The following is a 25,151-nucleotide window of genomic DNA, read 5'->3' as shown; positions in this document are numbered from 1 at the left end:
GGATTCTCCAAACCATGGGTATGTCAACACCCGCCCATGGCCCGCTACGGAGAACCCCTATGCCCGCATCCACCCCTCGCCCCCACGTCATGGCCCTGCTCTTCGACCCGGACTTCAACCGATTCTCGGGTACCCGTACCTTCCGCCACCTCGACGGACGCCCCTTCACCGACAAGGAACAGGCCCTCGCCAGTGACGCCATCCTCGAAGAACTCCAGGCCGTCGGCATCCGCGTGCACGACCCCCGAGGCCGGAACCGAGGCCCAGGCCGCCGCGCACCAAATGGCCGAGCTCCTGTTCGAGTACGTCTTCCCGCACCGCGAAGCCCTCATCCCCTCCATGACCACGAGGACACGCTCGAGTACAGCCGGTTGGAGACCGTCATCGCCGCGGGCGCCGACAGCCTCCGCCCGCACAAGGACTGAGCGCGAAGACATGGCCTCGTACAGGGAGCCCGGCCCCGCACAGGTCAGACCGCACGACCGCCCGTCTCCACCAGGCTCTGTGCCTCATCAGCACAGCCCCAGGACAGCGTGACCCCAGCGCTTCCATGCCCGTAGTCGTGCACGACGACGGTGCCGTCCACCAGAGGCTCCGCTTCCACGCGGACTGTGGCGCGGGTCGGTCGAGCGCCAATCCGGTGCTCCAGGAAGCGGGCCCCGACGAGACGCGGTTCGATCTCGGCACAGCGGGCCAGGATACTGGCCGCCGCCTTGTCGTCGGGGGCGAGGTCGCCTTCGCCGTCGATGGCAGTACCACCCAGGACGACGGTGTCGCCATGGGGGTACAAGCAAGCCTTCCGAGCGCCGTCACCGTATCCCACCGAGGTGGCCTCAGCTCTTGATGAGCACTTCCCTGGCCGCGTAGTTGGCGTGCAGTGCGGCCTCGCTCCCCGAACCCAAGGCGGTCATGATCCGCCGGAAGCGGGCGGAGCGGAGATCGCCGGCCACGATGACGTGCGGGGATGCTGGTCAGTCGGCGGACAGTACCCGTCCATGCCGCAGGTCAGGTCGCCGGACGGGGCGGTCGGGGCGTTGCCGATGCTGAGGTAGGCGGCATCCGCCGCGATCGTCTGCGAGGTGCCGCCCTGACCCATCGCTTCCGCTGACACCCCTGTGCCTTCTGCGGTCCTCAGCGTCAGGTGCTCCACGGGGAGGAGCGTGACGCGGGGGTCCTCGCGGGCCTCTTCGATCTTGTATTCGTCGGCCGCCGGGTACGCCACGAGCAGGCGGGTGCCAGTGGTCGGGTGGCGCGCAGGAAGGTGCCGATCGGGCGGTCGCCGCCGAGGACGAGGAGTGTCCGGCCCTCGGCGTCGTCCGCCTCGGCCTGCCAGAGCGGGGGCAGGGTCAGGTCGTCGGGGGCGGTGATCCAGGTGGCGTCGCGGGGTTGGAGGGGGCCGACGCCGGTGGCGACGATGACGTGCGGGGCGGTGAGACGGACGCCGGTGTCGACCGTGACGGTCACGTGGACATCGTCGGCACGAAGCTCGGTGATGTGTCGGCCGAGCTCGAGGCGGCACAGCTCCGTGCTCTTCAGCTCAGCGACGATGGAGTCGGCCAGTTCGGGGCCGCTGGTGTAGCCGCCGAGGACGTTGTTCAGTGCCGGGATCCGGTAGAGATTGCGGCACAGCTGGTCCGGCTCCACCAGGATCGAGCGCATGCCGACGCTGGCGGCCATGCGGGCGGCGGCGCAACCGGCCGGGCCTCCGCCGATGACGATCAGATCGGTGTCGTACAGCGTGTCGGCCATGGGGCTATTCCAGCACCGGGGTCCCTGTGTACGCAGTGAGTTGACTCATCACGTTTTCGGCGGTGACGAGTTGGCCGGTTCCGATCAGGCGGCGGGCGACGAGGAGTCCGACGTCGGGGCCGGCATCGCTGGCGCAGGCGTCGGTGACGACCCAGGGTGCGCAGCCGAACTCCAACCACTGGTCGTCCCCGCTCGGTGTCATGTGTGCGCGGAGCAGGCGGGAGCGCTCGACACCGATGAAGACCGGCAGGAACTTGTGGGAGTCGACTTCGATCTGGCCTGCGACGGATCCAACCGCTTCGCTCATTCCCGGCGCCGCCGCGAACCGGGCCTTCGCGTCCTCCGAAGCGCGGCCGAGCGCGGCGTCCAGGACGGCCTGAGATTCGGCACGAGGCTGGTAACTGGCTCCGTCACCCTCCCAGTTCGACGCCGTTCGGTGACTTACGCCCAGGTATGCAGCGAAATCCCGCAGGCTCATGCGCAGGGCATCGCGTAACAGCCGGGCTTCCCGGCCGGACCATCGCTGCACCGTGACCACCGTCGACCCCCTGTCCGTCACCTGGTGGAACGCCGAAACGACCAGCGTAGCCAGCCTCGTTCAGCAGTGGTGCGGCATTGCCGTAGCGCCCGTACGTCACACCCCGTCATCGCCCCGCACCATGCTGGGTCCACCGAGCCGGAATGTCCTCCGCCCGTTCTCTCCGGTACTCCATCAGAAGGAGCAAACGGCATGACCGACATCGTCAGGCGCAACGCCCGCGCCATCCTCCTCGACGGCGACGAGCTGGTCCTCATCAAGCGCACCAAGCCGGGCAGGGAACCGTACTGGGTGTCCGTCGGCGGCGGGGTCGAGGAGGACGACGCGACCATCGAGGCCGCCCTGCACCGCGAGGTGTTCGAGGAACTGGGCGGCAAGCTGGAGCACGCCGAGCTCGTCCACCTGATCACCGACGAGCTGGAGGGCGGCGTCGGCGTCCAGCACGTCTTCGCCGCGCGCCTGGAGTCGATGGACCTGGCCGCGCGTACGGGGACGGAGTTCGCCAAGCCGGAGCGGGGCGGGTACGAGGTGGTCCGGGTGCCGTTCACCGCCGAGGCCGTCCGCGCGCTGAACCTGATGCCGCCGGAGCTCGCCGGCTTCATCGCCGCGAACACGGACGCGATCGTCTCCGTCCTCGACACCCCGATCCGCGAGGCGTGAACGATGGTGCGGGTCCCGGACTTCGTCAGCCTCAACGGCCCTGACAACGTCGGCAAGACGACCCACCTCGTGCGGCTGGCCGAGCGGTGGGACGTCTTCCAGCCGCTGGGCGCGGTCCACGAGCACGACCCGGAGCCGTGGGCGCGGGTGGCGGGCAGCGACTACGCCCGGTGGTGGTTCGAGACGTCCACGACCGTCGAGCTGACCGAGATGCTGCTCGTCGGCCACGCCGAGCGGGCCGCGGCCCGCGAGGCCGGGCGCACGGGGCTGCTCGACCGGGGCCTGCCCATGCTCCTCGCCGTGGCCACCGCGACCTGCGTGGTCAAGGACGGCCTGACGGTCGGCGAGGCGTTCAAGACCGTGACGGACATCGCCGGTTCGCGAGCCGTCGCACCGGAGACCTCGGTTCTCCTGCTCCCGTCCCTCGACGCCGAGCGCAGCTACGCCGTCACCAGCGCCCGCGAGGGGCGCCCCTGGACCGGGATCTACCCGGCCTACCAGAAGACGCTGCACGCGGTCCTGCTCCACCAGGCCGAGCACGGCGCGTACACCGCGGTCGTCGACTGCGAGGACCACTCCCTGGACGACGTCCACGGCGACGTGATCGCTCACCTCGACCTCAGCCGACTCACCGACGGGAGTCCCCGATGACCCAGAACTCCCCGCCCCTGGTCCTGCCGCCCGGCCTGTCCCGCGCCATCGCCGCGCTTCAGGACAAGGACCGGCACCGCCTGGACGACGCCGTGACCCGGCTCCACACCGTCAACGGACGTCTGTGGGACACCGAGGACCGGGTGCGCGGCGCCCTACTCTCCGCCGCCCAGGTCGCCGACTGCAAGCGGGAGATCGACCAGCTCAACGCCGAACGCAACGCGCTCGCCGAGCGGGCCGACGAGGTCCTCGGCGCGCTGGTGGACGCGGGCCGCGCCGACGCACCGCTGCACACCGAGACGCTCGCCACCGTCGTCGACCGTCTGTCGGTGCTGACGCTGCGGATCTGGCACAGCGAGCGGGCCGCGGCCCGGGACGAGCTGACCCGCCGCCGCGTCCCCGCCCTCCACGGCCAGCGGGAGGAGCTGTGCGCCGCCCTCGACGCGCTGGTCTCCGACGTCGTCGCCGGACGCCGTCGGCTTCCCGCACCGGCCCGCTTCAAGTTGTACGGCCGGGACGACCCCGCCCCTGCGGAGATCAAGCCAAGCCGACACCTGCGCCGGGTCCTCGCCTTCGGCGGGCTGAGCGAGTGCGGCAAGAGCACCAGCGCCGAGTTCGTCCAGCGCACGTGCGGTGCCCAGCGCTTCAAGATCGGCTTCCTGCTGCGGCAGACTGCCCACCGGGAAGGGCTTGCCGACCCGTACGCGTTGTCGGCCCAGCGGCAGGCCGAGCTGCCCCGGCGTGCGGCTCACCGCCCTAACCGGCAGCCCCGGCGAGGGCAGCTGGATCGCAGGATGGTCCGACCTGGACCTCCTCGTGATCGCCGAACACGAGGCCATCGGCCGGGTCCACGAGGCCCTGGAGCAGTGCCGGACGACCCTGGGGGCGGTGCGGCTTCCCTCGGCCCCACTTCGTCACCCCAGGCGAACTGACCGCTCGGCGCCTCACCCCGCGCCTGGCGTTCGTCCTCCACCAGCTCCAACAGGGCCGCCCCGTTCTGCACGCCGTACCCGATCTCGAACTGCCGACGATCGGCCGAGACCCACCCGCTGGCCTACCGCGCCCGGCGAGCCCGGCGCCTCGCCAACCCCTCCCTACCCTGTGAACTCGCCAACCCCTCCCTACCCTGTGAAGACGGCGAAAGCCTCACCGACCTTCCCACACACCCGCCCGCCACTGCGCGGCCTTCCTTCACCGCACCGCTGGGCGTCATGGCCCCCTCCTGGCCGTCTCCCACACCCTCCTCCTGGGCGTCCTCACTCACCTCCCAGAAGGCCCCGCCGCCTTCACCACCGCCGCGAGAACCCCCTGACAGTTCGCCGAGCGTCGCCTCTTTACCACCTACTAGTCCACGCAGTCACGTGACAAAGCCACTGACGGCGGGGGAAGGAACAAGAAGCATCGAGATTACATATTGCGCCACCCCTGACAGCGCTTCTCCCGACTGAGGCACGACACATAGATTAGTTTGTTCGAGTATTCGACAAGTGTGCCCCGATGTAACCCACGACTACTTTTCCAGTGGCGCCAGCCGTGTCGTCGTAGAAGTGGATGCGAGGCGCGATCCTGCCCTTGTTGTCGATCTTTATGTGCGCTTCCATGAATATCTTTCGCGACGCGTCGACGTCCGCAGGGACTTCGAACATTCGCTGACGCCGATGCCCCTTCTTATCATTCCTTACGGAGTCGGACTCCACCATTGCTACACGGGATGCGGGGTATGTTCGCATACCCTGCGGTGCGACTTCGCAGAAATCTCGGAACGTTCCATCGAAGCCCTCGGTGATTGAGCTGCTCGCACTGTACGAATCCAGCGCGAGCAGCGCGTCCCACACCTTCGATACCCAGGTGGAACTCTTCATGTCGTCGTCTAGGTCTGCGGCTTTGCTCTTGTCGTACGTTAGAAAAAGATGCTTCATTCGATCGTGAACACGTTCGTTCAGTTCAGAAAATGACATGGGCGCTGGCTCTTCAATGGGAGGCGTGTAGGCGTCTCCCGCCTTGCCTGCTTCGACGAGTCGCTGTTGGAGAAATGCCACCTGATGACGCAGAGTGGACAGTCCCGCCTGAGTGGCATCATGGTCGGCGATTTCGCATTCGTACCGATCGATCGCTTCCTGAAGCTGCTGATCGAGTGCGCGCCTGCTTCGCTCCGCGAGGTCGCGAGCGCTGGCGGCCTCGCTCAGCTCTTCAAGCGCCTTATCGATCGTATGATTCGCCGTATTCAGCTGGGCACGCAGGGAATCGACATTCTCGTTTTCCTGGGACTGTACCGTTTGGGAACGTGCCGCACGAAGTCCCTTGAGCACCGCTTCGATCCCTGGAAAAGCGGCCTCGGCGAGGAGTGTCGGCTGGGGTGTCGTCACGGCGTGCAGTCGCGGATGCCTGGCGATTCGGATGTCCGCGTTGTGGAACTTCGGATCTCGGAGCCGCCGGTACGTCAGCAGGCGGTGCCGACGGCCGTCTTCGGCCGAGCCCAGGGTAATGTCCGGCAGATATGTGCGTATCTGGCCGGGGAAGACGTCGTGCCGATCCCCGGCCCCCTCGCGGAAGATCGGGATGGCCTCTCGCTCCAGTCGGTAGACAGAGGCAATCCCGGCTAGATTCCTGACGACCTTGGTCAGAAGCTTCTCCCAGTCGGCGTCCTCGCCTGGCGGCTCTGCCACCAAGACGAGCGGCAGCTCTCGGTCGGGATCGACGAGGGCGGACAGGAGCACGTCAACCGAGGCTGTACCGATCGGATGAGGCGTCGTGGAGAGGCGGGTCGTCCCGTCCGTCACAGTGAAGTGATCGAGAAGTTCGCGTACGAGCCGAGGAGGGAACGGGGTGGCCTGCCGTCTACCCGGGCTGGGATAGTGCTCGAGGTCTACTCCGACGTACGCCGCATCCGAGTCACGCTCAACAGCGGACGTGAGCGTCGTCTGCCAGGTTCCTTCCTGCCGGTCCTCTTTGTTCTCTCGCAGACGGAGCCGCAGCGCCGTCTGGTGACCGTCGCTGTCGTAGGAGTCGGTAACCGTGAGGGTGTAGGTGCTCGTGAGTCGGTGGATGCCGGAGGAGAGCTGAGTCGTCAGCCCCTTACTCTCCAACCAAGACGTGAAGCACGAGCGAGCCCGAGCGAACATCTGATCCTGCTCGGTCTCAGGGAGTGGCAGGACCGCCCGATAGACCAGTGGGTTCTCAGCACGCTGCTCGTCTCGGACGAACCCGGTCTGCCCCCTTACCGGGGCCTGCGGGGCGGCTTTGCGGCTGGGCATCGCCAACGGAGTGGGTTTCAACGCTGACCTCCTGCTTACTCGACGTAGGGAGGGACGCTCCACCCACCAGCACCGCAGGGTCCCCCGACCTGCTACGCCTTGGCTCCGATTCCCCTGACCGAAGTCGCAAAGAGGCTGCTGAGGATGGTGGCGGCAACCGAAGACTTGAGATTACCTAGCCCGGCCATGAGATGGCACAGCCCCTGGTCTCAAGTTCCGATCTCATTCGCTTCCGTCCGGGCCCATCCAGATGAGGCCAGCCCGAAGACTTTGTCGCAGGTCAGGACGCCGGACCCTCGTGCCGACGTTTTGGAAAGCGTGAACCACCGCCGTGGTCGGAGTGAAGGGCCCGGAGGCGACCCGCGCAGGCGGATCAGGTACATGGCCGTGCGGGGTGAGCAGCGTGCCGTCAGATCGGGCCGAGATCCGTCAGGCCGGGGTGACCTGATTCACCGTCGGAGGCGGAAGGGGCTCTGCCGTGGCGCTCCAAGTGGGCGACTATCGCCGCCCGCGAAGGCTCTGGACCCCCGGGTTGCGCGGGCATGCCGTCAGCCCAGTCGATACCGCAGTGCACCTCGTGCCACTTCGGTCGAGGCTGCTTGTCCTCGCGTCCTGACCCCTGTCGGTTGACGCCGAACCCTTCCAGCACCACGTTCCACGCGGGTTGCAGGTCGCTGATCATCAGCCGTTCAGCCATGGGCGTGAAGAGATCATCGGCAGGTAGGTATCGCGCGGGAAGTCGCTGAGATCGAGGTCCAGCGACTTGTCGATTTTGCGGGCGTGCTGCCTGAGGCGGTCCCGCAGTTTGATGCCTTCCCAAGCCGCGCCCACGTTCTGGCTCTTGCGGCTCCCCTCCGGGTCGGCCTTGCCTACGTAGATGGGTACATCGCACTTTGTGGAGGAGATGCGCGTATACGGCTCGTGGGGTCTCGCTTAGTAGATGGCGATACCCGAACCGCGAAAGTCAGGGATGCCACCGAGGGGCACTGGCTTCGACGACACCAGAGCCCAGAGCACACTCCGCCCGAGGTTCTCACGTCGCAGCGGATCGTAGATGCGGTCGCGCCCGGACTCTGCGGATGAACCCAGACGGCCGCGATCGCTGAACTCGGTAACGGGACAGGCTCCTTCGCTGGGCTGAGTCTCCCCCTGCCTCGGCCCGCGACGGTCGGGGAGACGCGGGGCATCGGAGGAACTGCAGTCACCACGTGGTGAAGATTTTGACCAGAATGGCGACATGATCACTCACTCCGCGGTATGGTTTTACCTGCACTGATCCGCTAGGAGTGTGAAACGCGGCACGGACGTCGGTCGAACTGTTCGCCGGAGGCGGTGGGCTGGTGCAGGCTGGCACGAACGCCGGCTTCCGCCATCTCCTCGTAAATGAGTACGCGAAGTGGGCATGCGGGACGTTGAGGGAGAACGACTTCGTGGCCTACCCGGAAGGGTCGTGCCCTCCCGTCCCCGAGGAACTGAAGGATGGGGAGAAGAAGACCGCCAAGCACAGGACGCCGCTGGTCATGGGCGATGTGCGCAAGCTGAACATGACCTACCTGGGGGAGCACGAGGTCGACCTCGTGGCCGGCGGCCCGCCGTGCCAGCCGTTCAGTTTGGGCGGCGTCGCCAAGGGTGACGAGGACGAACGGAACATGTTCCCCGAGATGTTCCGGGCCGTGAGGGAGATCAGGCGAAGGCGGTCCTCTGTGAGAACGTCCGCGGCTTGCTGCGTCAGTCTTTCGCCCCGTATTTCCAGTACATCAAGCGCGAGCTGGAGCTGCCCTTCGTGGAGCGCGCTGGCGCGACTTGGCAAGAGCGCGATCGGCGGCTGCAGGAGCGACTGAAGGCGGAGGACACGGACCCGACGCAGCGGTACGAGGTTCTCGAATTCCCCGTGAACGCCGCCGATTACGGGGTCCCGCAGATCCGGAACCGTGTCATCCTCGTAGCCTTCCGGGCTGACCTCGGTGTGGATCGAGAGAAGTTCCGAGAAGCGGTCAAGGAGACACACTCCAAGCGATCTTTGATCCGGTCTTTCCTCGATCACACCTACTGGGACCGACACCGAACCGTCGAGAAGCATGTCCATGATGGTGTCGAGCGCCTGTACCGGCAGGAAGAGCCCCAGCTTGATGAAGGGGAGTCCCTGGCCCCATGGCTGACACTGAGAGACGCCTTGGTCGGGCTGCCTGAGATCGACTTGGAGCAGTTGGACAAGGAGACGCCGCAGGGCTTCCCTGACCACATCGGGTGGCCGGGTGCGAGGATCTACCAGGGCCACACGCAGAACATGCCGGATTACCCAGCGAAGACCGTGAAGGCCGGCGTGCATGGTGTCCCTGGCGGTGAGTCCGTGATGCTCCTGGACAAGCGTGAGCGAAACCAGGAGACCGGGCGCCTGGACTACATCCACCGATACATGACCGTCCGGGAGACCGCGCGCGTCATGACGTTCGGCGACAAATGGAACCTGATGGGGCCGCGCGGGGAGCGGATGCGTCAGCTGGGCAACGCCGTGCCGGTACGCCTGGGAGAGATCTCCGCGAAGGCTATTCACGCGGCACTGGATGACGTGGAATCGCGATCGTGACCGATGCGCAGCGTGGCAGGCAAAGCGGCTGGAACGATCAACCGCCGCCGACGCGAGCCTGGAAAGGCCGCGCCGGTCGAAGCCGAGAAGCTCTGGCGGCCGACCAGGACCGCGCGGCCGACGGTCGCCAAGGGCGCTACGTCCGTCTGGATGACGATCGCTACGCTCTCGCCTCCGTCGAACTCAAGGTGCTGCCCAACACACGACGCATTCGCACCTACTTGCGGTGGTCCGACAAGGGCCGTTCGCCCGCCAAGTACCTCGGGCAAGTCGACAACGAAACCCGAGCGGCGAACCTCGTCGCCGGGTGGGAAGCGGCGGTGGAGAAGGCACTCGTGGGCGTCCGACCCGTGCCGCGGGGCTCGTGGGCCTCATCGGACGCGGTTCGCGCGTCGATGCGTGGCAACCGGGGCAAAGACACCGGTCCTGAGGCAGGTTCCGCTCCCCCTCACCATCGTGAGGGAGTGCGGTACCGCGTATCGGCGCGGCCGCTGCCCGACCTGCGTCGTACTGCGGACCTTGTGTTCACGAAGGCCCACGTGGCGGTGTTCGTGGATGACTGTTCTTGGCACGGGTGCCCGGAACATCACAGGCCGGCGACGACTCGAAATCCTGAGTTCTGGCGCGACAAGATCGAGGTCAACCGCTCGCGGGACGAGGAGACGAACCGTCGCCTCTCCGAAGCCGGGTGGACAGTTGTCCGCATTTGGGAGCATGAGGACCCCGTCGACGCCGCTGGCCGCGTCATGCGGCAATACGCGGTCAGTGATGGGGTTACAAGGTCCCGTCGCGGAGTAGGTCCCCGACCGCGCCAGTCGCGCGCCGTAGGGTGATCCGGCCGTCACCGTCACCGTCACCGAAAGCGAGCAACCGCTCGCCGACGTGCAGACCGGCCTCAACCAGGACACCCATCGGGATCTCGATGGTCCCATCCTCCGCCACGGCCACCTCAGCGGGCTCTCGAATCATCTTCCCAGGATGCCATGGGAGTGGAACGGAGACCGTCATGGTGGTCCCGGCGGTAGACCCCTCCCGCAGGGGCTGGGCCACCCCGCGTTTCGGAGAACCCATGGCTCCTGAGACCGCGGCGGTACGCGTCGCGGAACTGGCGCGCGAGAAGATCAGCGGCTGCGGAGCTATCCGTCCCTCGCCAGCCGCGACCGAATCGTTCTTATTCATGGCGGTATGTAACCTTTATGTTCGTCCCCGGTAGCCACATGATTCGCCGGGGTTCGCAAACTCCGACCGAATTGTTAGCCGCACGTTCTACTCTCGGGATCGAATGCTCGACTCATGAGAGTCGGGCGGCTTCGCCATGACCATGCATGCCGCAGCCGCTGTGACAGCGTCCCGATCCTTCAGGAGGGTTCCGCCGGAGTGAAGATCACCCCTTCTTCCCGCGTGCTGAGCATGCTGGGCGAGATCGATTTCGATGAGTGGCAGTGTGTGGCCGAACTCGTCGACAACCCCTTCGATGACTTCCTCGAGATCCTCCGCTCGGGGGTGGAGTGGCCTGACGGCTTCACGGTCAGCGTGACCCTGCCGTCGTCTCCGAAGGGGCATCTGGAGGTCCGCGACACCGGACGAGGCATGTCGCGGGACCGCCTGGCGCGCGCGGTACGGGCCGGCTGGTCCGGGAACGACATGCACGACAAGCTCGGCCTCTTCGGCATGGGCTTCAACATCTCGACCGCTCGCCTCGGCCGGCGCACCCGCATCCTGACGACACGAGCGGGTGACACGAACTGGATCGGCGTCGAGATCGACCTCGACCAGATCAAGGACGACTTCGAGGCGAAGGACATCATCGAAGCGAAGGGCGACCCGTCCCAGCACGGCACCAAGATCATCGTTGACCGCCTGCACGGGACGCGTGCCGATTGGCTGCGCCGCAACGGCGCCTCGCTCCGCAACATCCTGGGCTCGGTGTATTCGTGGATCCTCGCTGAGCACCCCTTCCACCTCTACGTCGGAGGGACCCGGGTCAAGCCGGTCCGTCACTGTCGCTGGGGCGACGACCGTCACGTGCTCTACAACAGCAAGGAGCGGATCCCCGCCTACATCCCGATCAACGAGAAGCTCCAGAACGGGATCGCCTGCCGGGACTGTGGGGAGTGGCAGATCGGTTCGGGCGAGGATTGTTCGGTCTGCGGCAGCGGCAACTTGACTGTGCGCGAGCGCCGGATCCACGGCTGGCTCGGTGTCCAGCGTTACCTCGACAAGACCGAGTACGGGATCGACTTCCTGCGCAATGGCCGGAAGATCCTGCGTTGGGACAAGCAGCTCTTTACCTGGAACAACCCCGAAGGTCGCGAGGGTGAACAGGAGGTGCCCGAGTATCCGGTCGAACTCGCCCACCAAGGCGGCCGTCTCATCGGTGAGATCCACCTCGACCACGTCCCCGTGACCTACCAGAAGGACGCCTTCGAGTACGCGGACCGTAGCTGGCTCGCGGCGGTGCAGTTGCTGCGCGGGGTGGCGCCACTCCAGCCCAAGCGCGCTCAGGGCTACCTGGAGAACGACAGCCCGCTGGCCCTGCTGTTCAAGGGTTTTCGCCGCAACGACGCGGGCCTGCGGTGCCTCGTCCCCGGCGACGGCAACAAGCCGGTCCACGCGGATACCCGGGACTGGGGCCGGAAGTTCCAGGCAGGTGTCGCCGAGTTCCAGACCGACGATCACTGGTGGCAGGCGGTCCTGCGGCACGAGGAGATCAAGAAGCAGGGTAAGGAGGCCAAGACGACGGCCAGCGTGCCGGCCCAGCCCGACGAGCAGGCCGTCCTGGGCGCCCTCGGCCTGCCCGCCAACATCCCCGCATCCGGCACCGCCAAGCCCGAAACCGGGCCCAAGGTCGTCTCCACCGCGCCCGCCCCGGCCGTGGCGATCAGAGAGAGGGCGGAGACTCGTGGTGAGCGCCTGGCCCGGTACGAGGGCGCGGCATCGCCGCATGCCTACCTGACTCGATCCTTCGGGCACCCCGAGCTCGGTTACATGAAGGTGAGGACCCTGCTGCTGAAGCCGGGCGCGCGGCTTCTCGACGACAACGGGCTGCACGTTCCGGTCCTCCTCGACCAGCGGTCCGGCAACGAGCTCACCGCCCTCGTCGACCCAAAGCACGCCGCGTTCCGGCGGTTTGGCACGGACTACGCCGATCTCCTTCTGGTCGAGCTGGCCGCCGTCCTGAAAGTGCGGGCGCGCTCCGACTGGAGTCCGTCCCAGCTCGTCGCCGCGATCCGTGCTGAGTCCCTGCAGGACAGCGCACTCGACGGCACCACCGTCGGCGCGGAGGCCCGCGACCTCCTCGCGGAGATCCGCGAGCGCGTGGCCGAGGCCCTCGACCAGAGCGGCGACTACGCGCTCGCCTACCGCCACCTCTCCAAGGAAGAGAAGACCGCGACCGAGGAGGCGATGATCGCCGCCGGACGTGTCGGTCTCATCGGTCGTCTCGGCCTCGACTCCGGGTTCGTCCACCACGTTCCCGCGCTGGCTCTGGTCCGGCTCGTCGAGGCAATGCCGACGGCTTTCATGGACGGCGCCGCCTTCCGTGGCCCGTACGCCGGAGTGTCCTCGCCGTCCGGAAAGGCCCTGAGCCTGGCCCGTGTCACGGGCTGCCTCGCGGATGTCGCGACGATCGGCACCTTCGCGGGCGAGGCCACGGCGCCACAGCTGCGGCGCGCCCGCCTGAGTATCGCCCTCCTGCGCGAGGAATTGGCGGGTGAGGAGTGAGTGCCGCGTTCCTGACGGCCGTCGAACTCCGCGACGGTGGCCCCGAGGGGCTGACCAAGGCACTCGAGCGAGCCTTGTGGCACCTCGGATTCCAAGACGTCCGCGTTATCGACGGCGCTCACGACCACGGTGCCGATCTGCTCGCGGTCCGTGATCACGAACAGTGGGTGTTCCAGAGCAAGTGGAAGGCGCACGGCACCGCCGACCACGCCGGCGTCGACGACCTCGAGCGCGCCCGTACCCACTACCGGGCCGACAAGGCCGTCCTGGTTACCAACACGGACATCACCGCGTCGGCTCAGGCGCGGCGCCGGGCACTGGCGGGGATCGGCGTCGACATCACCCTGTGGCACGGGGCCACCCTGGACGCCATCGGCGAGAGGATGCCCGACCGGGTACCCGTCCCCTATGCCCTGCGGCCGTATCAGGAACGGGCCGTGGCCGCGATTGAGCGGGACCTCGACGCGGAGGGGACGGCGCTGCTGGTCTTGGCGACGGGCCTGGGTAAGACGGTCGTCGGCGGCGAGGTCATCGGCGATTTCCTCGCCTCGCGACCAGACGCCCGTGTCCTGGTCGTCGCGCACATGCGTGATCTGGTGGGTCAGCTGGAGAAGGCACTGTGGCGGCACATCCCGAAGGGTGTGCCGACCCGCCTCCTTACCGGCGAGAACAAGCCCAGGGTCCTCGACGGCGTCGTCGTCGCGACCGTTGAGTCCGCGCTGTCCGCCGCACGCGTGGGCTACGAACCCGACCTCATCATGATCGATGAGACCCATCACGTCGCCGAGACCGGCAGGTTTGCGGAACTCCTCGATCTGTGCGGGACTGCGGGGCGATTCGGAGTCACCGCCACTCCTTGGCGCGGCGATAAATTCGACATCACCGCCCGCTTCGGCCGGCCCAGCTTCAAGATGGGCATCGCCGAGGGCATGGCGGCGGGCTATCTGTCGGCCGTCGACTACAAGCTGTACGCGGACGGCGTCGACTGGGACGCCGTCCAGGACATCAGTCGCCACGGCTACTCGATCAAGGATCTGAACCGGCGACTGTTCCTCCCCCAGCGCGACGAGGAGATCGTCGAGCACCTGCGGGCGACCTGGCGAGAGACCGTCGAACCCCGCGCCATCGTGTTCTGTCAGACCATCGAGCACGCCGAGCACATGGCGGGCCTCCTCGCTATCTCGGACCCCGCGTGGACCAACGCCTCCCATCTGCACAGCGGCCTGTCGAAGCGTCACCGTGACCTCCTGCTTAATGAGTTCCGTCTCGGCCGCGTCCCCGTGATCACCTGCGTGGACGTGCTCAACGAGGGCGTCGACGTGCCCGACGTGAATCTGATCGCGTTCCTTCGTGTCACCCACAGCCGCAGGATCTTCGTGCAGCAGCTAGGCCGGGGGTTGCGCCTGAGCCCCGGCAAGAAGGCTCTGAAGGTCCTCGACTTCGTCACCGACATCCGCCGCGCCGCGGCGGTGTTGAACCTGCGCCGGACGCTGGAGGCAGAGGAGACCGAGCACCTGGAACTCCCTCACGTCTCCCGCATCGAGTTCCAGGACGAGACGCTCGGCTCCCTCATGGACATGTGGATCCAGGATGCCGCCGACCTTGAGACCGCGGCGGACGAGGTCCGCCTCCAATTCCCCCTACCGAAAGGAATCCTGTGACCGACTACAAGATCCCGCCCGCCGTCGAGAAGGCCGTGGTCACTCGGATCTACGCCCAGGCCGACGAGGCCCAGTGGCCGCACCTCCAGGACGCGGACCGCACTCGCCTGTACCGGGAATGGACTGAGGATCCGGAGATCGGCGGCCGCCTCCTCGGCTTCGTGGGGCAGCAGGCCAACATCCGTCCGTGGCTGAAGGACTGCCCCATGAAGGAGTACGAGCGGGCACGGCGCGGGGAGGGCAAGTACGCCAAGTATGTGACCCGGCCGGCGGCGACGCTCGAGCAGATGGTCGTGGCGACGTACGGCCCCGGCTGGGAGGTCATCCCGGAGACCACCCAACAGAAGCCGATGCGCGCGAAAGTCCGCGAAATCGGGACTGAGGACGAGGAGCGGCACTTCGTGGCCGGGACGGCGGCGAACCTCAAGCACCTCATGTGGCCCGCCATTCTCGACCGATCCACCGGCGAGACCTGGCCCTGGACGATCTGCGTCGTCGATCCGTTCCGCAACCCTGTGTCGCCCGAGAAGAAGGAGGAGCACGAGCGCATGGCCGAGTTCCTCGGCGTGCGGGTCGTCTATTTCAACGAGATGTAAGGGTTTTCGGTGGGGGACGAGTGGTCGATGGGCGAATGGCTGGTCAGGGCGTGGGAGACCGGGGTCTTCGACGAGCGTGAGCGAGCCGTCGTTGCCGGCCGGTCCAAGGGCCGGACTTTCGATGAGGTCGGAAAGGCGCTGGGGCTGAGCCGCGAGCGCGTGCGCCAGGTCCAGAGCGGGACGCGGAAGCGGCTCGTGGTGATGGCGGACCTGGTCCAAGACGGTTGGCGGGAGAGGCTGCGCACCATGGGCGCGGGCGCGGCCACCCTGCGGGGGGACTTCGCCGCCACGCTGGGGATCGTCGACCACGTGTTGCTGGACGAGCTGCTGGCAGCAGCGGGATTGGCCGCGCCCCGGACGTGGGCGGGGCCGTTGCGGGGCTGGTGGAGTGTCGATCCGGGGACGCTGGGCAGCGCCCTACGGCGTCTGGTCGACGCCGCACCCTTCCGCGGGGACGACCTCGGCCGGGCCGCCTCCGAGGCCGGACTGCCTGCGGGGCTCCCTCTGACCTGGCTGCTGAGCCACTCCGAGTCACGGCTCACCCTGAGCGCCGACGGGCACTGGGTCCGCCGCAAAGCGCGGGGACGCGACGCGGCGTACCTATGGCTGCTGGAGGCCGGGCGTCCGTGTCGGGCCGAGGAGCTGCTCGCCCCGATGGCCGCGACGACCGCCGCAGCCGTGCGGGAGGCACTGCGCCGTGATGACCGCTTCCGGCAGATCCGCCCCGAGGGCACCTGGGCCCTGGTCGAGTGGACGCACCTGCGCGCGTCCCCGTACGCCAGTGCGGTGGAGGCGATGGTCTCGGTGGTCACCGAGTCGGGCCCCCTCTCCCGGGCACAGCTCTTCGCCAGGGTGACAGAGCTGCATCCCGTCACCCCTTGGCGCTTGAAGCAGTGCCTGCTCAGTGATCAGCTCGGCGAGACCCACGACGGCTTCGTCGATCTCGTCTCCCGCGGCGCTTGCCCCTTCGAGGAAGAGGAACCGGTCCGGCCGGACACGATGGCCGTCGAAGGCGAGGTCTTCGGCATGCGGCTCCCCGTGAACGCGGACATCCTGCGCGGCAGCGGCGTCAATGTGCACGCCTGGCTGACCTGGCGGCTCGGGCTGCGCAGGGCCCCGATGAGCCGCACATTCACGACTCCCGGCGACCACTCGCCGCTCGTCGTCCGCCGCGGCACCAGCAGCGCCCAGCTGTCCAGCCTGCGCCGCCACGCACTGGAACTCAAGGTCACCGATGGTTGCGTGCTCGCCGTCCTTCTCCGCCTCGACGACGGCACCGCGCGCGTCGGCCACGGCTGCGTGCCGGAGACCTGTCCGGCACAGCGGGCGCCAGCCGCCGTGCCACCGGCGGTGAACGCTCTTGAGATGAAGGACGTGTGAGCTCAGGACGCCAAGCACTGCGGGCGGGTGGTGGGCGTACCACTCTGCGCTCGGGACCGCGGAGACGAGCGGGCTGTCCGCCATGACCCAGCCGACCGGCAGCGGCCTGGTTGCGGTTCTCGTCGCATTCACCCCCGTCAGGCCCCGTCCGGACAGGGCCACCCCGAACGCTCCGCCGCAAGCCAGGACACCTGCGGCCCCCGCCGGACCCCCTTACGAACATTGGGAAAGCGTGTTGGTGGTGGGCCTTTGGTGAGAAGGAGTCCGCTGGCTTGCCCACCAGCTGAGCCAGCCACCGCCCGTGCCTCCACCCTCCAGGACACATGCTTCGTGCGTGAGCGATGCGTGAGCGGACTGCCCACTACAGGGTGGCAAGAACCGGATCAAGTGACTCGCCACACCGTGCTGACCAGGGAAATCAGCACTGCTCAGCAGTAGCACGCAGCCCCCGGCAAAGATTCGATCCCGCTCCTAAAGCGGGTGTCGCAGGTTCGAATCCTGCCGGGGGCACCATGCATGACCGCTCCTATCTGGGGTTCACCCCCCGGGTAGGAGTCCCACTCGGCCTCGGACGTCTCGTCCGGGGCCGTTTGCGTGGGCGGATGGAGCGGCAGCCTCCTAAATGGCGCCCAGACGATCAGCACCGTCCGGCACGTCGTGAGGGGCCCGTGCATGGGGGGGAGGCGCTCTGAAGTTCTCGGACGGTGGTCCCGGGGGGATCGAAGTCCGGGATGGTGGAGCGCCTCGCTCAGCGCAGTTCCTCCGGGCAAGCCGTGCCCCTGGAGAGTTTGTACGGGGCCGCCAGGCGGTACGTGCCTGGTTTCGGGGCGATCAGTTCGGTCCATTCGTCGCCCTCGGCGTCCGGTTCCGCCTTGAAGAGGCAGCCGTTCTCGTTGGCGAAGGTCTTGGGGAGTTCGGTGTCGGACTCCTCGCGGGCGAGCTTCGACGCCTCCGTCTCCTGCGGGGGCTCGACCTTGCCGCCGTTCTCGTCCATCAGCGCCAGCCACGGCGAGTACGGGACCCGGATGAGGATGCGGCCGGGGCGCTCGACGCGGATCACGACCTCGTTCTCCTCCGCGCTCACCACCTCCGCCGGCGGGTCCGCGAGGGGCGTGGGGTCCTCGACCTCGTACAGGCGCCAGTTCTCGTCCGACCACACCTGCTTCAGGTACGGCAGCCCCGCGTCGACCAGTTCCGCCTCCTGCTCGGCGCCCGAGTCCGGCGCGCCCGTCGGCAGCACCACGTAGTGCACGGCCCAGCGGGCGAGCCACTCCTCGTAGTTCACCGCGTTCAGGGTGTCGTCGTAGAAGAGCGGGTTGCGCTCCATGTCCGCCTGCCGGTTCCAGCCGCGCGCCAGGTTGATGTACGGGCTCAGTGCCGAGGACTCGCGGTGGCTGGACGCCGGGACGACCTCGACCCGCGCCCTGCCCGCGTCCCGTACCTGGAGCTGGTTGACCAGCGGCGCCAGCTCCCGCGCCCAGGAGGCGTCCGGGGCGGTGCGGATCACGTCGTCGACGCCCTTGAAGCCGATCCAGAAGTTCAGCCCCGCGAACGCCAGGAGCAGCGCGTACCAGCGGCGGGAGCGCGGCGCCGTGTACGGCAGCGCGGCGAGCAGCAGCACCCCCGCGAAGAGCATCGGGAGCCGCGAGATGTTGGAGCCGATCTGCGAGTCGATCAGCCAGGTCAGCAGCGTTCCGACCGTGTAGACGGCCGCCCCGGTGCGGACCGTCCGCCAGTCCTTCGGGACCAGGACGAACACCAGCACCCCGAAGAGCAGCGGCAGCGCCGTCGACCCGAAGGCCATCGGCTGCGTACCGGAGAAGGGGAACAGCCAGGACGACAGGGCGACGACCACGACCGGGGCGAGACCGAGGGCGTACGCTCCCGGGCGCCGCCCGTTGAGGAACAGCGCCGCCGCCGCCACCCCGAGGAACAGGCCCGCGACCGGGCTGCACGCCGTCGCCAGGGCCGCGAGCGGCGCCGCGACCGCCGCCTTCACCCAGCGCCTGCGGCGCCAGCGGTGCGGCCAGCAGAAGACCGCCGCCACCGCGCCCAGCGCGAACATCATGCCGAGGCCGAACGTCACCCGGCCCGACAGCGCGTTGCAGAGGAACGCGAACACCGCCGCCACCGAGCAGGCCAGCGGATTGCGGACCGCCCTCACCCGCACCAGGATCAGCGCGGTGAGCGCCGCCGACAGCGTCCCGGCGATCATCATCGTGCTGCGCACGCCGAGCACCGACATCAGGTACGGCGACACCACGCTGTACGAGACCGGGTGCATCCCCCCGTACCAGGCCAGGTTGTACGCCGAGTCCGGGTGCCGGCCGACGAACTCGGCCCACGCGTCCTGGGCTGCCAGGTCGCCGCCGCTGTTCGCGCAGAAGAAGAACCACAGGAGGTGGGCGACGGCCGCGAGCGCGGTGGCCGCCAGGACCGTGTAGCGGCGCTTGCGCCGGGGGGCCTGCCGCTCCGGGGCCGCCGGAGGGGCCGTGGGGGCGGGTGTGGGGACGGCTGCGGGGGCGGGCCGCTGCGCCGGAAGCACTATTCGCGGAAGCGAATCATCGGACACGTCGGTTCCTTCGGACGCCCCCGGGACACCGGATCCGGCGGCCCCGGACCGGCCCGTTCCACCGGGTCCGCCGGACCCTTCGCCCACGGACGCCGGAGCGTCGGGATCGACGGTGGAAGGCACGCGGTCGGCGCGTGTCGGCTCGGCGGTGGTCAACTGCGGCCCTTTCCCGTGCTGCCCGTCTCGCTGCGCGCGGGAAGTGCCACGCGTCCCTCTCGTCCCCCGCACGACGCTAACAGCTGGGCGCCCGGGGGACCCGGGGCGCCCGGCCAAGCGGGTGGGGCCGGGGTCACGCCCCGGACCGCGCGGGACCGGGCCGGGGCGTGGCCCCGGCCGTGGCCCCTCAGCCCACGCGCGTGAGCTTCTTGTCGAAGCCCGGCTCCACCAGGTCCGTGCGGAGGGCCACCGGGGAGCTGACCCGGCCCGCTCCGGTGCCGATCGAGACCTGGCCGACGATGTCGCCCGCCTTGCCCGCGTGGGGCACCGCGCGACCGCCGTCGGTCAGCTCAAGTTCGACCTCCAGGCCGGGCCAGCCGACCGCCTTCAGTTCCTTGGTCGCCACCACGGGCGTCCGGCCGCCGAGTCCGTCGTCGACGTACCCCAGGACCTGGTCCTCACGGATCACGACGGCCGAGGTGACGTCCTTCTGCGCCCGCTTGATCAGCTTGAGGCTGTTGTCGATGGCGAGCTGGAGCTTGTCGTTCAGGACCTTGGCGTCCTTCGCTCCCATCACGATGCCGAGGATCCGCCGGTTCTCGCCGTCGACGACCGTGTTCGCCGACCACAGCAGGTTGCCGCCGGCCGGGGTGGAGGAGCCGGTCTTGATGCCGCTCACCCCCGGCTCCAGAAGGATGTTGTTGTTGTTCTCGATCCGGCCCGGGATGCCGTCCACCGTCACGTTCGGCATGTTCACGATCTCCCGGAACACGTCGTACTGCATGACCGCCCTGGCCAGCTTCAGCTGGTCCCCCGGCGTCGACACCGTGCTGTCGAGGAGACCCGAGGGGTCCGTGTACGTCGACCGGGTCATCCCCAGGTCCTTCGCGGCGGCGTTCATCTTCGCCACGAACGCGGCCTCCGAACCGGCGTCCCAGCGCGCGAGCAGCCGGGCCACGTTGTTCGCGGAGGGGATCATCAGGAGCTCGAGGAGCTCCCGCTCCGTGTACTTCTGGCCCTCCTCGACCGCCGCCGTCGACTCGTGCTCGGCGTTCGCCTGATCGGCGGCCTTCTTGTCGATCGTGATCTCGGGGCCCTTCTGCTTCCCCTTGATCGGGTGGTCGCGGAGGATCACGTACGCCGTCATCGTCTTCGTGACGCTGGCGATCGGGGCGGGCTTCTGGGGTCCCCACGTGCCCATGGAGCCGACGCCCTCGACCTCGACGGCGCCCTGTCCCTCACCGGGCCACGGCATCTTCAGCTCGCCGCCCGCGAAGGTGAACGTCGGATCCGCCGTGAGCTTCAGCGCGGGGTCGGGCAGCGGGCGGACCATCTGTGCGATCGCGAAGACGATCAGGAGCAGCAGGACGAGCGGGGTCCAGATCCGCAGCCGGCGGATCGTCGTCCGCATCGGGGTGGGCGGCGGGGGCGGGGTGTTCGTCAGCTCGGCGAGCAGGTCGAGCGGGGGCAGCGGGGGCAGCGGCTGCTGCCGTGTCCGCTCCGGCTCGGTGAGCCCGGCGGCGGGGACACCCGGCGTCGGCGTCCGGCCGGACGCCGGGGCCTGGCCGGAGGTCGGGCCCGAGGTCGGGTCGGACGTCCGGCCGGGGGTCCGGTCACCCGGGGTCCGCGCCGGGCTCTCCACGCGGTCCGGCGTGACCCGGTCCGGGGACGGCTGCGGTCGGGCCGGGGCGGGCGCGGTGGCCGCGGCGCGGGACTCCCGCTCCTCCGCGGCCTCCTTCTCGGCCTTCTGCTCGGCCGGGATGTCGGCGCGCAGGGGCAGGAAGGTGCTGGTGCGCTCGTTGTCGGAGTCCCCGGCCAGGGACGGCGGAAGCTTCAGCGCGGTCGTCGGCTGATCCAGGGGCGGGCGGACGGCCTTGAACATGGTCGTGGGCTGGTCGACCGGGTCGTCGTCCCGGGAAGCTTCGTCGCCGGACCGGGAGGTCTCGGCGTCGTCCCGAGAGGCCCCGGTGCCGGGCCGGGAGGTCTCGGCGCTCGAACCGGAGGCCGGAGCACCGGTGTCGGGGCCGGAGGCGTCCGTGTCGGGCCGGGGAGACCCGGTGTCCCTGTCGGCGCGGGAAGCCCCGCCGCCCGTCCTGGGTCCCTCGGCGGCGGCCCCGGTCCCGGCCGTGACCGCCCCGGGCTCCCTCTTGAGCGTGGTCGTCGGCTGGTCCACCGGATCGCCGGTCGCCCGGCCCGGCGCGTCCTCGGCGTCGCTCGCGGCCGTACCGGAAGCGGAGCCGGAGTCTGGGGCGGAGTCGGGGGCGGAGCCGGAGTCGGGGTCGGGGTCGGGCCGCCCCTCCGTCGTCGGCTTCCGCGCGGCGAACCAGGACTCCGTGGCGGACTTCGCCTCCACGGGCTCCTCGTCCCCCTCGTCGTCGCCCGTCTCGTCGTCGGGGTCGGGCCCGGTGCCGGACTCGTCGCCGTCCTCGGGCGCGGGCTCCTCCTCAGGCTCGTCGGCCACGTCCCGCTCGGCCACGGCCCCGGGGGCGGAGTCGTTCCCCGCCCGCGAGTCGGCCTCGGGGCCGGAGGCGGTGTCCGGGGCGCCGTCCGACGCGGAAGGCCCCTCCGGGTCCTCCGCCGTGGCGACCCACGCCGCCACGGCCGCCTTCAGCCGCCCGCCCTCCGGCTCGGCGTCCGCGGGCCCGTCGGAGTCCCGCCCGGCGCTCTCCGGCCCGGTGGTGGCCTCAGCCCCGGTCACGGTCTCCCGTTCGGTCACGGTCTCCCGTTCGGGCGTCTCCGGCCCGGCCGCCGCGTCGTCCTCCGGCGCGCGCGGCGCCAGGTTCTTGAGCACGGCCGTCCGCTCGTCCACCCGGACCGCGCCCGAGGACGCCGCCGACGGCGTGGAGTCCGGATCGGCGGGCGCCGCAACCGAGGCCGACGGCGAGGCGTCTGACTCACGGAGCACGGAGAGCCGGGGATCCCGGCCGCCGCCGCCCGAGGTCGTCGTCTCCTGCGACGACCGCTGCTGCTCCGCCATGTCGGGGGACTCGCCCGCCACCGTGCCTCCTTCAGCGTCATGCGTACGTTCGAACCATGTACCGGTCCGTGTACCAGTGTCCTGTGTGAACCCCTTGGCCCCCGTGCTAGACGAGAACGACATACCTACTGGTTCCCGGATGAAGCACCCAGGCGCTCTCGACAGATGAATGTGAGAGGGGTCACCCTGTCATTCATCCACGCGGGGAGGCATGGATGGGCAGGAGCCGCAGAACCATTCCGGAGGAGCTTCTGCTGCTCGCTCTGGACCCGGCCACGGGTACCACAGCGCAGCCGCAGTCGCTCGACCTGGGCCTGGCCGGCGCACAGCTAGTGGAGCTGGCGCTGGCAGGCCGGATAGCCCCAGACGGGGATCGTATCGCCGTGGTGATGCCACGGCCGACCGGAGATCCGACCTTGGACTCCGCACTGGAACTGCTGCGCAGACGCGGCAGTCCGGTTCGGGCCGTCCACTGGATCGGCGGACCCCGACTGGGGCTCCGTCAGACGTATCTCTCGCATCTGGAGCGATGCGGCATGGTTCATGCCGTGGAGGGCCAGATGTGCGGGGTGTTGCCGACGACTCGCTACCAGGCGACGGAGACGGCGATCAGTCGGGAGATCCGTTCCCGGCTGGACAGTGCGATCCGCACCGGCGTACCGCCGGACCCGCGGACCGCGGCGCTTGCCGCGCTGGCCCATGCGGTCGGTCTCGGCAAGCACCTCTACCCCGGCAACGAAGGAAGGTCGTCGCGGTCCCGGCTGCGCGATCTGATCCGGCACGACCCGATGGGCGGCCTCGTGGCACACGCCGTGATGGACGTCCAGAACGGCGCGGCGGCACAGCCGCGCCGGAGCGCCCCGGGTGTCCCGGCGCAGCCGCACGGCAGCATGGTCCGCGCGGCGGCGCTCTAGCACTTGGCGTACTCAGCGGTACTCGGCAGTACCCGGCGAGCGGGCACACGCTCGCCCAGGCACCCCACAGGGAGCCGCACGAGGTGCGGGGCGGTCTCGACGACCGTCCCGCACACGCGCGTTCCCGGGCTCGCGTTGTGCTCGTTTCCCAGCGCGCACCCGGGCTTTGGTGGCAGTCTGCCAAGCGTTAGATACTCACAGCTACGCAGCAGACAGCCGGAGGTGCAGTTTCCGTGGCGTCCAGTGTCAACCCCACCGTCAGGCGACGCCGATTGGGCCAGGAGCTGCGACGGCTCCGGGAAGCGAAGAACATGACGGCCGAGCAGGTCGCCGAGCGTCTCCTCGTCTCCCAGTCGAAGATCAGCAGGCTGGAGAACGGCCGCCGTTCCATCAGCCAGCGCGATGTGCGCGACCTCTGCGGGGTGTACGAGGTCGAGGACGAGCGCATGGTCGACTCGCTGATGCAGATGGCCAAGGACTCGCGCCAGCAGGGCTGGTGGCACGCCTTCGGCGACATCCCGTACAGCGTCTACATCGGTCTTGAGACGGACGCGGAGAGCCTGCGGATGTACGAGCCGCAGATCATCCCGGGGCTGTTGCAGACGCACGCGTACGCGGAGGCGGTGATCTCCGGGGCACTGCCGGAGTCGACGCCCGCGGAGATCGAGAAGCGCGTCACGGTCCGCACCCGGCGCCAGGAGCGCGTCCGGGACGCGGAGCGGCCGTTGCGGCTCTGGGCGGTCATCGACGAGGGCGCGCTGCACCGGATCGTCGGGAGCAGACAGCTGATGGTGGAGCAGTTGGAGCATCTGCTCGAACAGTCGCAGCTGCCGCACGTGACCGTGCAGGTGCTGCCGTTCGAGATGGGCGCGCACCCGGGCATCAGCGGGCAGTACTCGATCCTGGAGTTCCCTGACACCTCCGATTCGAGCGTGGTCTACATCGAGGGCGTGACGAGCGACCTGTATCTGGAGAAGACGCAGGACGTCGGCAAGTACAGCGTCATGTACGAGCACCTGCGGGCGCAGGCGCTGAACGTCGAGCAGACCCGGGAGTTCATCTCGGAGATGGCGAAGAAGCACGCCAGGGGCTGAGGCCGGGGCTTGTGGCGGGCAGGGCCGCGGAAAGGCACCGGGCAGGGCCGCGGAAGGCCGCCGGGGAGATCCCCGGGAGGGTCGCGGAAGGCCGCCGGGCAGGCCGGAACACCGTTTTCTGCGGGCTGGGCCGGGGAGCGTACACCCTTTGATCGTTGCCGGGAAAGCCTGGTTGGAATATGCCACTCGGACGTGTGAACGCCGGTCCCGCCGGACGGGGCCGGCGAGTAGCTTCGATCACGCCGGCAAGAACGTTGGCGCGACACCTCACTGGCAGAACCGGAGCTGAGCAGCATGGCGATTATTCAGGGTGGTACGGACGCCTGGACGAAGTCCTCCTACTCCGGGGGGAACGGGGCCTGCGTCGAAGTGAAGTCCCCGGTCATGGCCGCGGTCGCGGTGCGGGACTCGAAGGCCCCCGAGGGCCCCTCCCTCTCCTTCGGGCCCGGATCGTGGAACTCCTTCGTCGGCGAGGTGAGCAACGGGGCCCTCTGAGCCCCGCCGCCTCCGCCGCACAGCGGTACGCAAGAGCCCTCTCGTCCGGTCCGCCGTCCTGGCCGAGGGGGCTTCGGCCTTTTCCGGGGCCGTACGCCACCGGCACGGCCGTACGCCCCGGGCAGGGCTCCGGCCGCGCCCGGG

Annotated in this window: 18 protein-coding genes, 1 tRNA gene and 4 pseudogenes; 16 read left to right on the top strand and 7 right to left on the bottom strand. The window is 68.9% G+C overall.

Features of this window, described 5'->3' with window-relative positions; all coding sequences use genetic code 11:
- Window positions 1-59 precede the first annotated feature (59 nt).
- Entirely contained in the window at window positions 60-425 is a 366-nt protein-coding gene (locus tag ACIO92_RS24040; RefSeq protein ID WP_402060948.1) for a hypothetical protein, read from the top strand.
- Between the two features lie 44 nt (window positions 426-469).
- On the opposite strand, the pseudogene ACIO92_RS24035 reads toward ACIO92_RS24040, so the two are convergent.
- From ACIO92_RS24035 to ACIO92_RS24025, 3 genes and pseudogenes are all read right to left on the bottom strand, one after another.
- A pseudogene (locus ACIO92_RS24035) lies at window positions 470-814 on the bottom strand (FAD-dependent oxidoreductase); the annotation flags it as partial.
- A gap of 19 nt (window positions 815-833) precedes the next feature.
- Window positions 834-1,749: pseudogene (locus ACIO92_RS24030) on the bottom strand (FAD-dependent oxidoreductase).
- Between the two features lie 4 nt (window positions 1,750-1,753).
- On the bottom strand, window positions 1,754-2,287 hold the full coding sequence (locus ACIO92_RS24025; RefSeq protein ID WP_402060951.1) for a helix-turn-helix domain-containing protein: 534 nt from the start codon (window positions 2,285-2,287) through the stop codon (window positions 1,754-1,756).
- Between the two features lie 192 nt (window positions 2,288-2,479).
- Between ACIO92_RS24025 and ACIO92_RS24020 the strand changes: the two genes are divergently transcribed.
- From ACIO92_RS24020 to ACIO92_RS24005, 4 genes and pseudogenes are all read left to right on the top strand, one after another.
- Window positions 2,480-2,947, top strand: a complete 468-nt coding sequence (locus ACIO92_RS24020) for an NUDIX domain-containing protein (protein ID WP_401240677.1) — start codon at window positions 2,480-2,482, stop codon at window positions 2,945-2,947.
- A 3-nt stretch (window positions 2,948-2,950) separates the two neighbouring features.
- Window positions 2,951-3,598, top strand: coding sequence for a hypothetical protein (locus ACIO92_RS24015; RefSeq protein WP_402283215.1), 648 nt, complete (start codon window positions 2,951-2,953; stop codon window positions 3,596-3,598).
- A complete protein-coding gene (locus ACIO92_RS24010) occupies window positions 3,595-4,530 on the top strand; it encodes a DUF4254 domain-containing protein (RefSeq protein ID WP_402283217.1) in 936 nt (311 codons plus the stop codon). The genes ACIO92_RS24015 and ACIO92_RS24010 overlap by 4 nt, the downstream gene beginning before the upstream one ends.
- 96 nt (window positions 4,531-4,626) lie before the next feature.
- Window positions 4,627-4,910 (top strand): annotated as a pseudogene (locus ACIO92_RS24005) (histidine phosphatase family protein); the annotation flags it as partial.
- A 151-nt stretch (window positions 4,911-5,061) separates the two neighbouring features.
- Here ACIO92_RS24005 and ACIO92_RS24000 read toward each other — a convergent pair.
- On the bottom strand, window positions 5,062-6,873 hold the full coding sequence (locus ACIO92_RS24000) for a hypothetical protein (protein ID WP_402283219.1): 1,812 nt from the start codon (window positions 6,871-6,873) through the stop codon (window positions 5,062-5,064).
- 388 nt (window positions 6,874-7,261) lie between these two features.
- Window positions 7,262-7,731: pseudogene (locus ACIO92_RS23995) on the bottom strand (Eco29kI family restriction endonuclease).
- Window positions 7,732-8,192: 461 nt separating this feature from the next.
- Between ACIO92_RS23995 and ACIO92_RS23990 the strand changes: the two are divergent.
- The 8 genes from ACIO92_RS23990 (at window position 8,193) to ACIO92_RS23955 (ending at window position 17,312) form a co-directional block, all read left to right on the top strand.
- Window positions 8,193-8,693, top strand: coding sequence for a DNA cytosine methyltransferase (locus ACIO92_RS23990; RefSeq protein WP_402283221.1), 501 nt, complete (start codon window positions 8,193-8,195; stop codon window positions 8,691-8,693).
- A complete protein-coding gene (locus tag ACIO92_RS23985; RefSeq protein ID WP_402283223.1) occupies window positions 8,636-9,439 on the top strand; it encodes a DNA cytosine methyltransferase in 804 nt (267 codons plus the stop codon). Before ACIO92_RS23990 ends, ACIO92_RS23985 begins: the two co-directional genes overlap by 58 nt.
- Window positions 9,436-10,272, top strand: a complete 837-nt coding sequence (locus ACIO92_RS23980) for a very short patch repair endonuclease (RefSeq protein ID WP_402283225.1) — start codon at window positions 9,436-9,438, stop codon at window positions 10,270-10,272. The genes ACIO92_RS23985 and ACIO92_RS23980 overlap by 4 nt, the downstream gene beginning before the upstream one ends.
- 544 nt (window positions 10,273-10,816) lie before the next feature.
- Window positions 10,817-13,162, top strand: a complete 2,346-nt coding sequence (locus ACIO92_RS23975; RefSeq protein WP_402283227.1) for an ATP-binding protein — start codon at window positions 10,817-10,819, stop codon at window positions 13,160-13,162.
- Window positions 13,159-14,823: a DEAD/DEAH box helicase family protein gene (locus tag ACIO92_RS23970; RefSeq protein ID WP_402060480.1), complete on the top strand. Its 1,665-nt coding sequence runs from the start codon at window positions 13,159-13,161 to the stop codon at window positions 14,821-14,823. Before ACIO92_RS23975 ends, ACIO92_RS23970 begins: the two co-directional genes overlap by 4 nt.
- The gene (locus ACIO92_RS23965; protein WP_402060478.1) at window positions 14,820-15,419 is read left to right on the top strand and encodes a hypothetical protein; all 600 of its coding nucleotides are present in this window, start codon (window positions 14,820-14,822) and stop codon (window positions 15,417-15,419) included. The genes ACIO92_RS23970 and ACIO92_RS23965 overlap by 4 nt, the downstream gene beginning before the upstream one ends.
- Before the next feature lie 9 nt (window positions 15,420-15,428).
- Complete coding sequence (locus tag ACIO92_RS23960; protein ID WP_402283230.1) at window positions 15,429-16,799, top strand: sigma factor-like helix-turn-helix DNA-binding protein; 1,371 nt, start codon at window positions 15,429-15,431, stop codon at window positions 16,797-16,799.
- A gap of 444 nt (window positions 16,800-17,243) precedes the next feature.
- Window positions 17,244-17,312, top strand: a tRNA-OTHER gene (locus ACIO92_RS23955).
- Window positions 17,313-17,547: 235 nt separating this feature from the next.
- Here ACIO92_RS23955 and ACIO92_RS23950 read toward each other — a convergent pair.
- Together ACIO92_RS23950 and ACIO92_RS23945 are read right to left on the bottom strand one after the other, a co-directional pair.
- Window positions 17,548-19,527, bottom strand: coding sequence for an MFS transporter (locus ACIO92_RS23950; protein ID WP_402283232.1), 1,980 nt, complete (start codon window positions 19,525-19,527; stop codon window positions 17,548-17,550).
- Window positions 19,528-19,714: 187 nt separating this feature from the next.
- Window positions 19,715-22,525: a D-alanyl-D-alanine carboxypeptidase gene (locus ACIO92_RS23945; protein WP_402283234.1), complete on the bottom strand. Its 2,811-nt coding sequence runs from the start codon at window positions 22,523-22,525 to the stop codon at window positions 19,715-19,717.
- Between the two features lie 194 nt (window positions 22,526-22,719).
- On the opposite strand from ACIO92_RS23945, the gene ACIO92_RS23940 reads away from it, so the two are divergent.
- From ACIO92_RS23940 to ACIO92_RS23930, 3 genes are all read left to right on the top strand, one after another.
- A complete protein-coding gene (locus ACIO92_RS23940) occupies window positions 22,720-23,418 on the top strand; it encodes a GPP34 family phosphoprotein (protein WP_366443180.1) in 699 nt (232 codons plus the stop codon).
- A gap of 233 nt (window positions 23,419-23,651) precedes the next feature.
- Window positions 23,652-24,512 carry a helix-turn-helix transcriptional regulator gene (locus ACIO92_RS23935; protein WP_366443179.1) on the top strand — a complete coding sequence of 287 codons (861 nt, stop codon included), beginning with the start codon at window positions 23,652-23,654 and terminating at the stop codon, window positions 24,510-24,512.
- 294 nt (window positions 24,513-24,806) lie between these two features.
- Window positions 24,807-25,007: a DUF397 domain-containing protein gene (locus tag ACIO92_RS23930; RefSeq protein ID WP_402283237.1), complete on the top strand. Its 201-nt coding sequence runs from the start codon at window positions 24,807-24,809 to the stop codon at window positions 25,005-25,007.
- Window positions 25,008-25,151 lie beyond the last annotated feature (144 nt).

This window comes from Streptomyces sp. NPDC087215 (assembly GCF_044744885.1).
Classification (GTDB): domain Bacteria; phylum Actinomycetota; class Actinomycetes; order Streptomycetales; family Streptomycetaceae; genus Streptomyces.
Note: the sequence above shows the minus strand (reverse complement) of the source record. Positions and strands in the feature narration are given on the sequence as shown.

Coding starts and splice junctions, on each gene's coding strand:
- ACIO92_RS24040 (WP_402060948.1), top strand. CDS start 60: ATGCCCGCATCCACCCCTCGCCCCCACGTCATGGCCCTGCTCTTCGAC.
- ACIO92_RS24020 (WP_401240677.1), top strand. CDS start 2,480: ATGACCGACATCGTCAGGCGCAACGCCCGCGCCATCCTCCTCGACGGC.
- ACIO92_RS24015 (WP_402283215.1), top strand. CDS start 2,951: ATGGTGCGGGTCCCGGACTTCGTCAGCCTCAACGGCCCTGACAACGTC.
- ACIO92_RS24010 (WP_402283217.1), top strand. CDS start 3,595: ATGACCCAGAACTCCCCGCCCCTGGTCCTGCCGCCCGGCCTGTCCCGC.
- ACIO92_RS23940 (WP_366443180.1), top strand. CDS start 22,720: ATGGGCAGGAGCCGCAGAACCATTCCGGAGGAGCTTCTGCTGCTCGCT.
- ACIO92_RS23930 (WP_402283237.1), top strand. CDS start 24,807: ATGGCGATTATTCAGGGTGGTACGGACGCCTGGACGAAGTCCTCCTAC.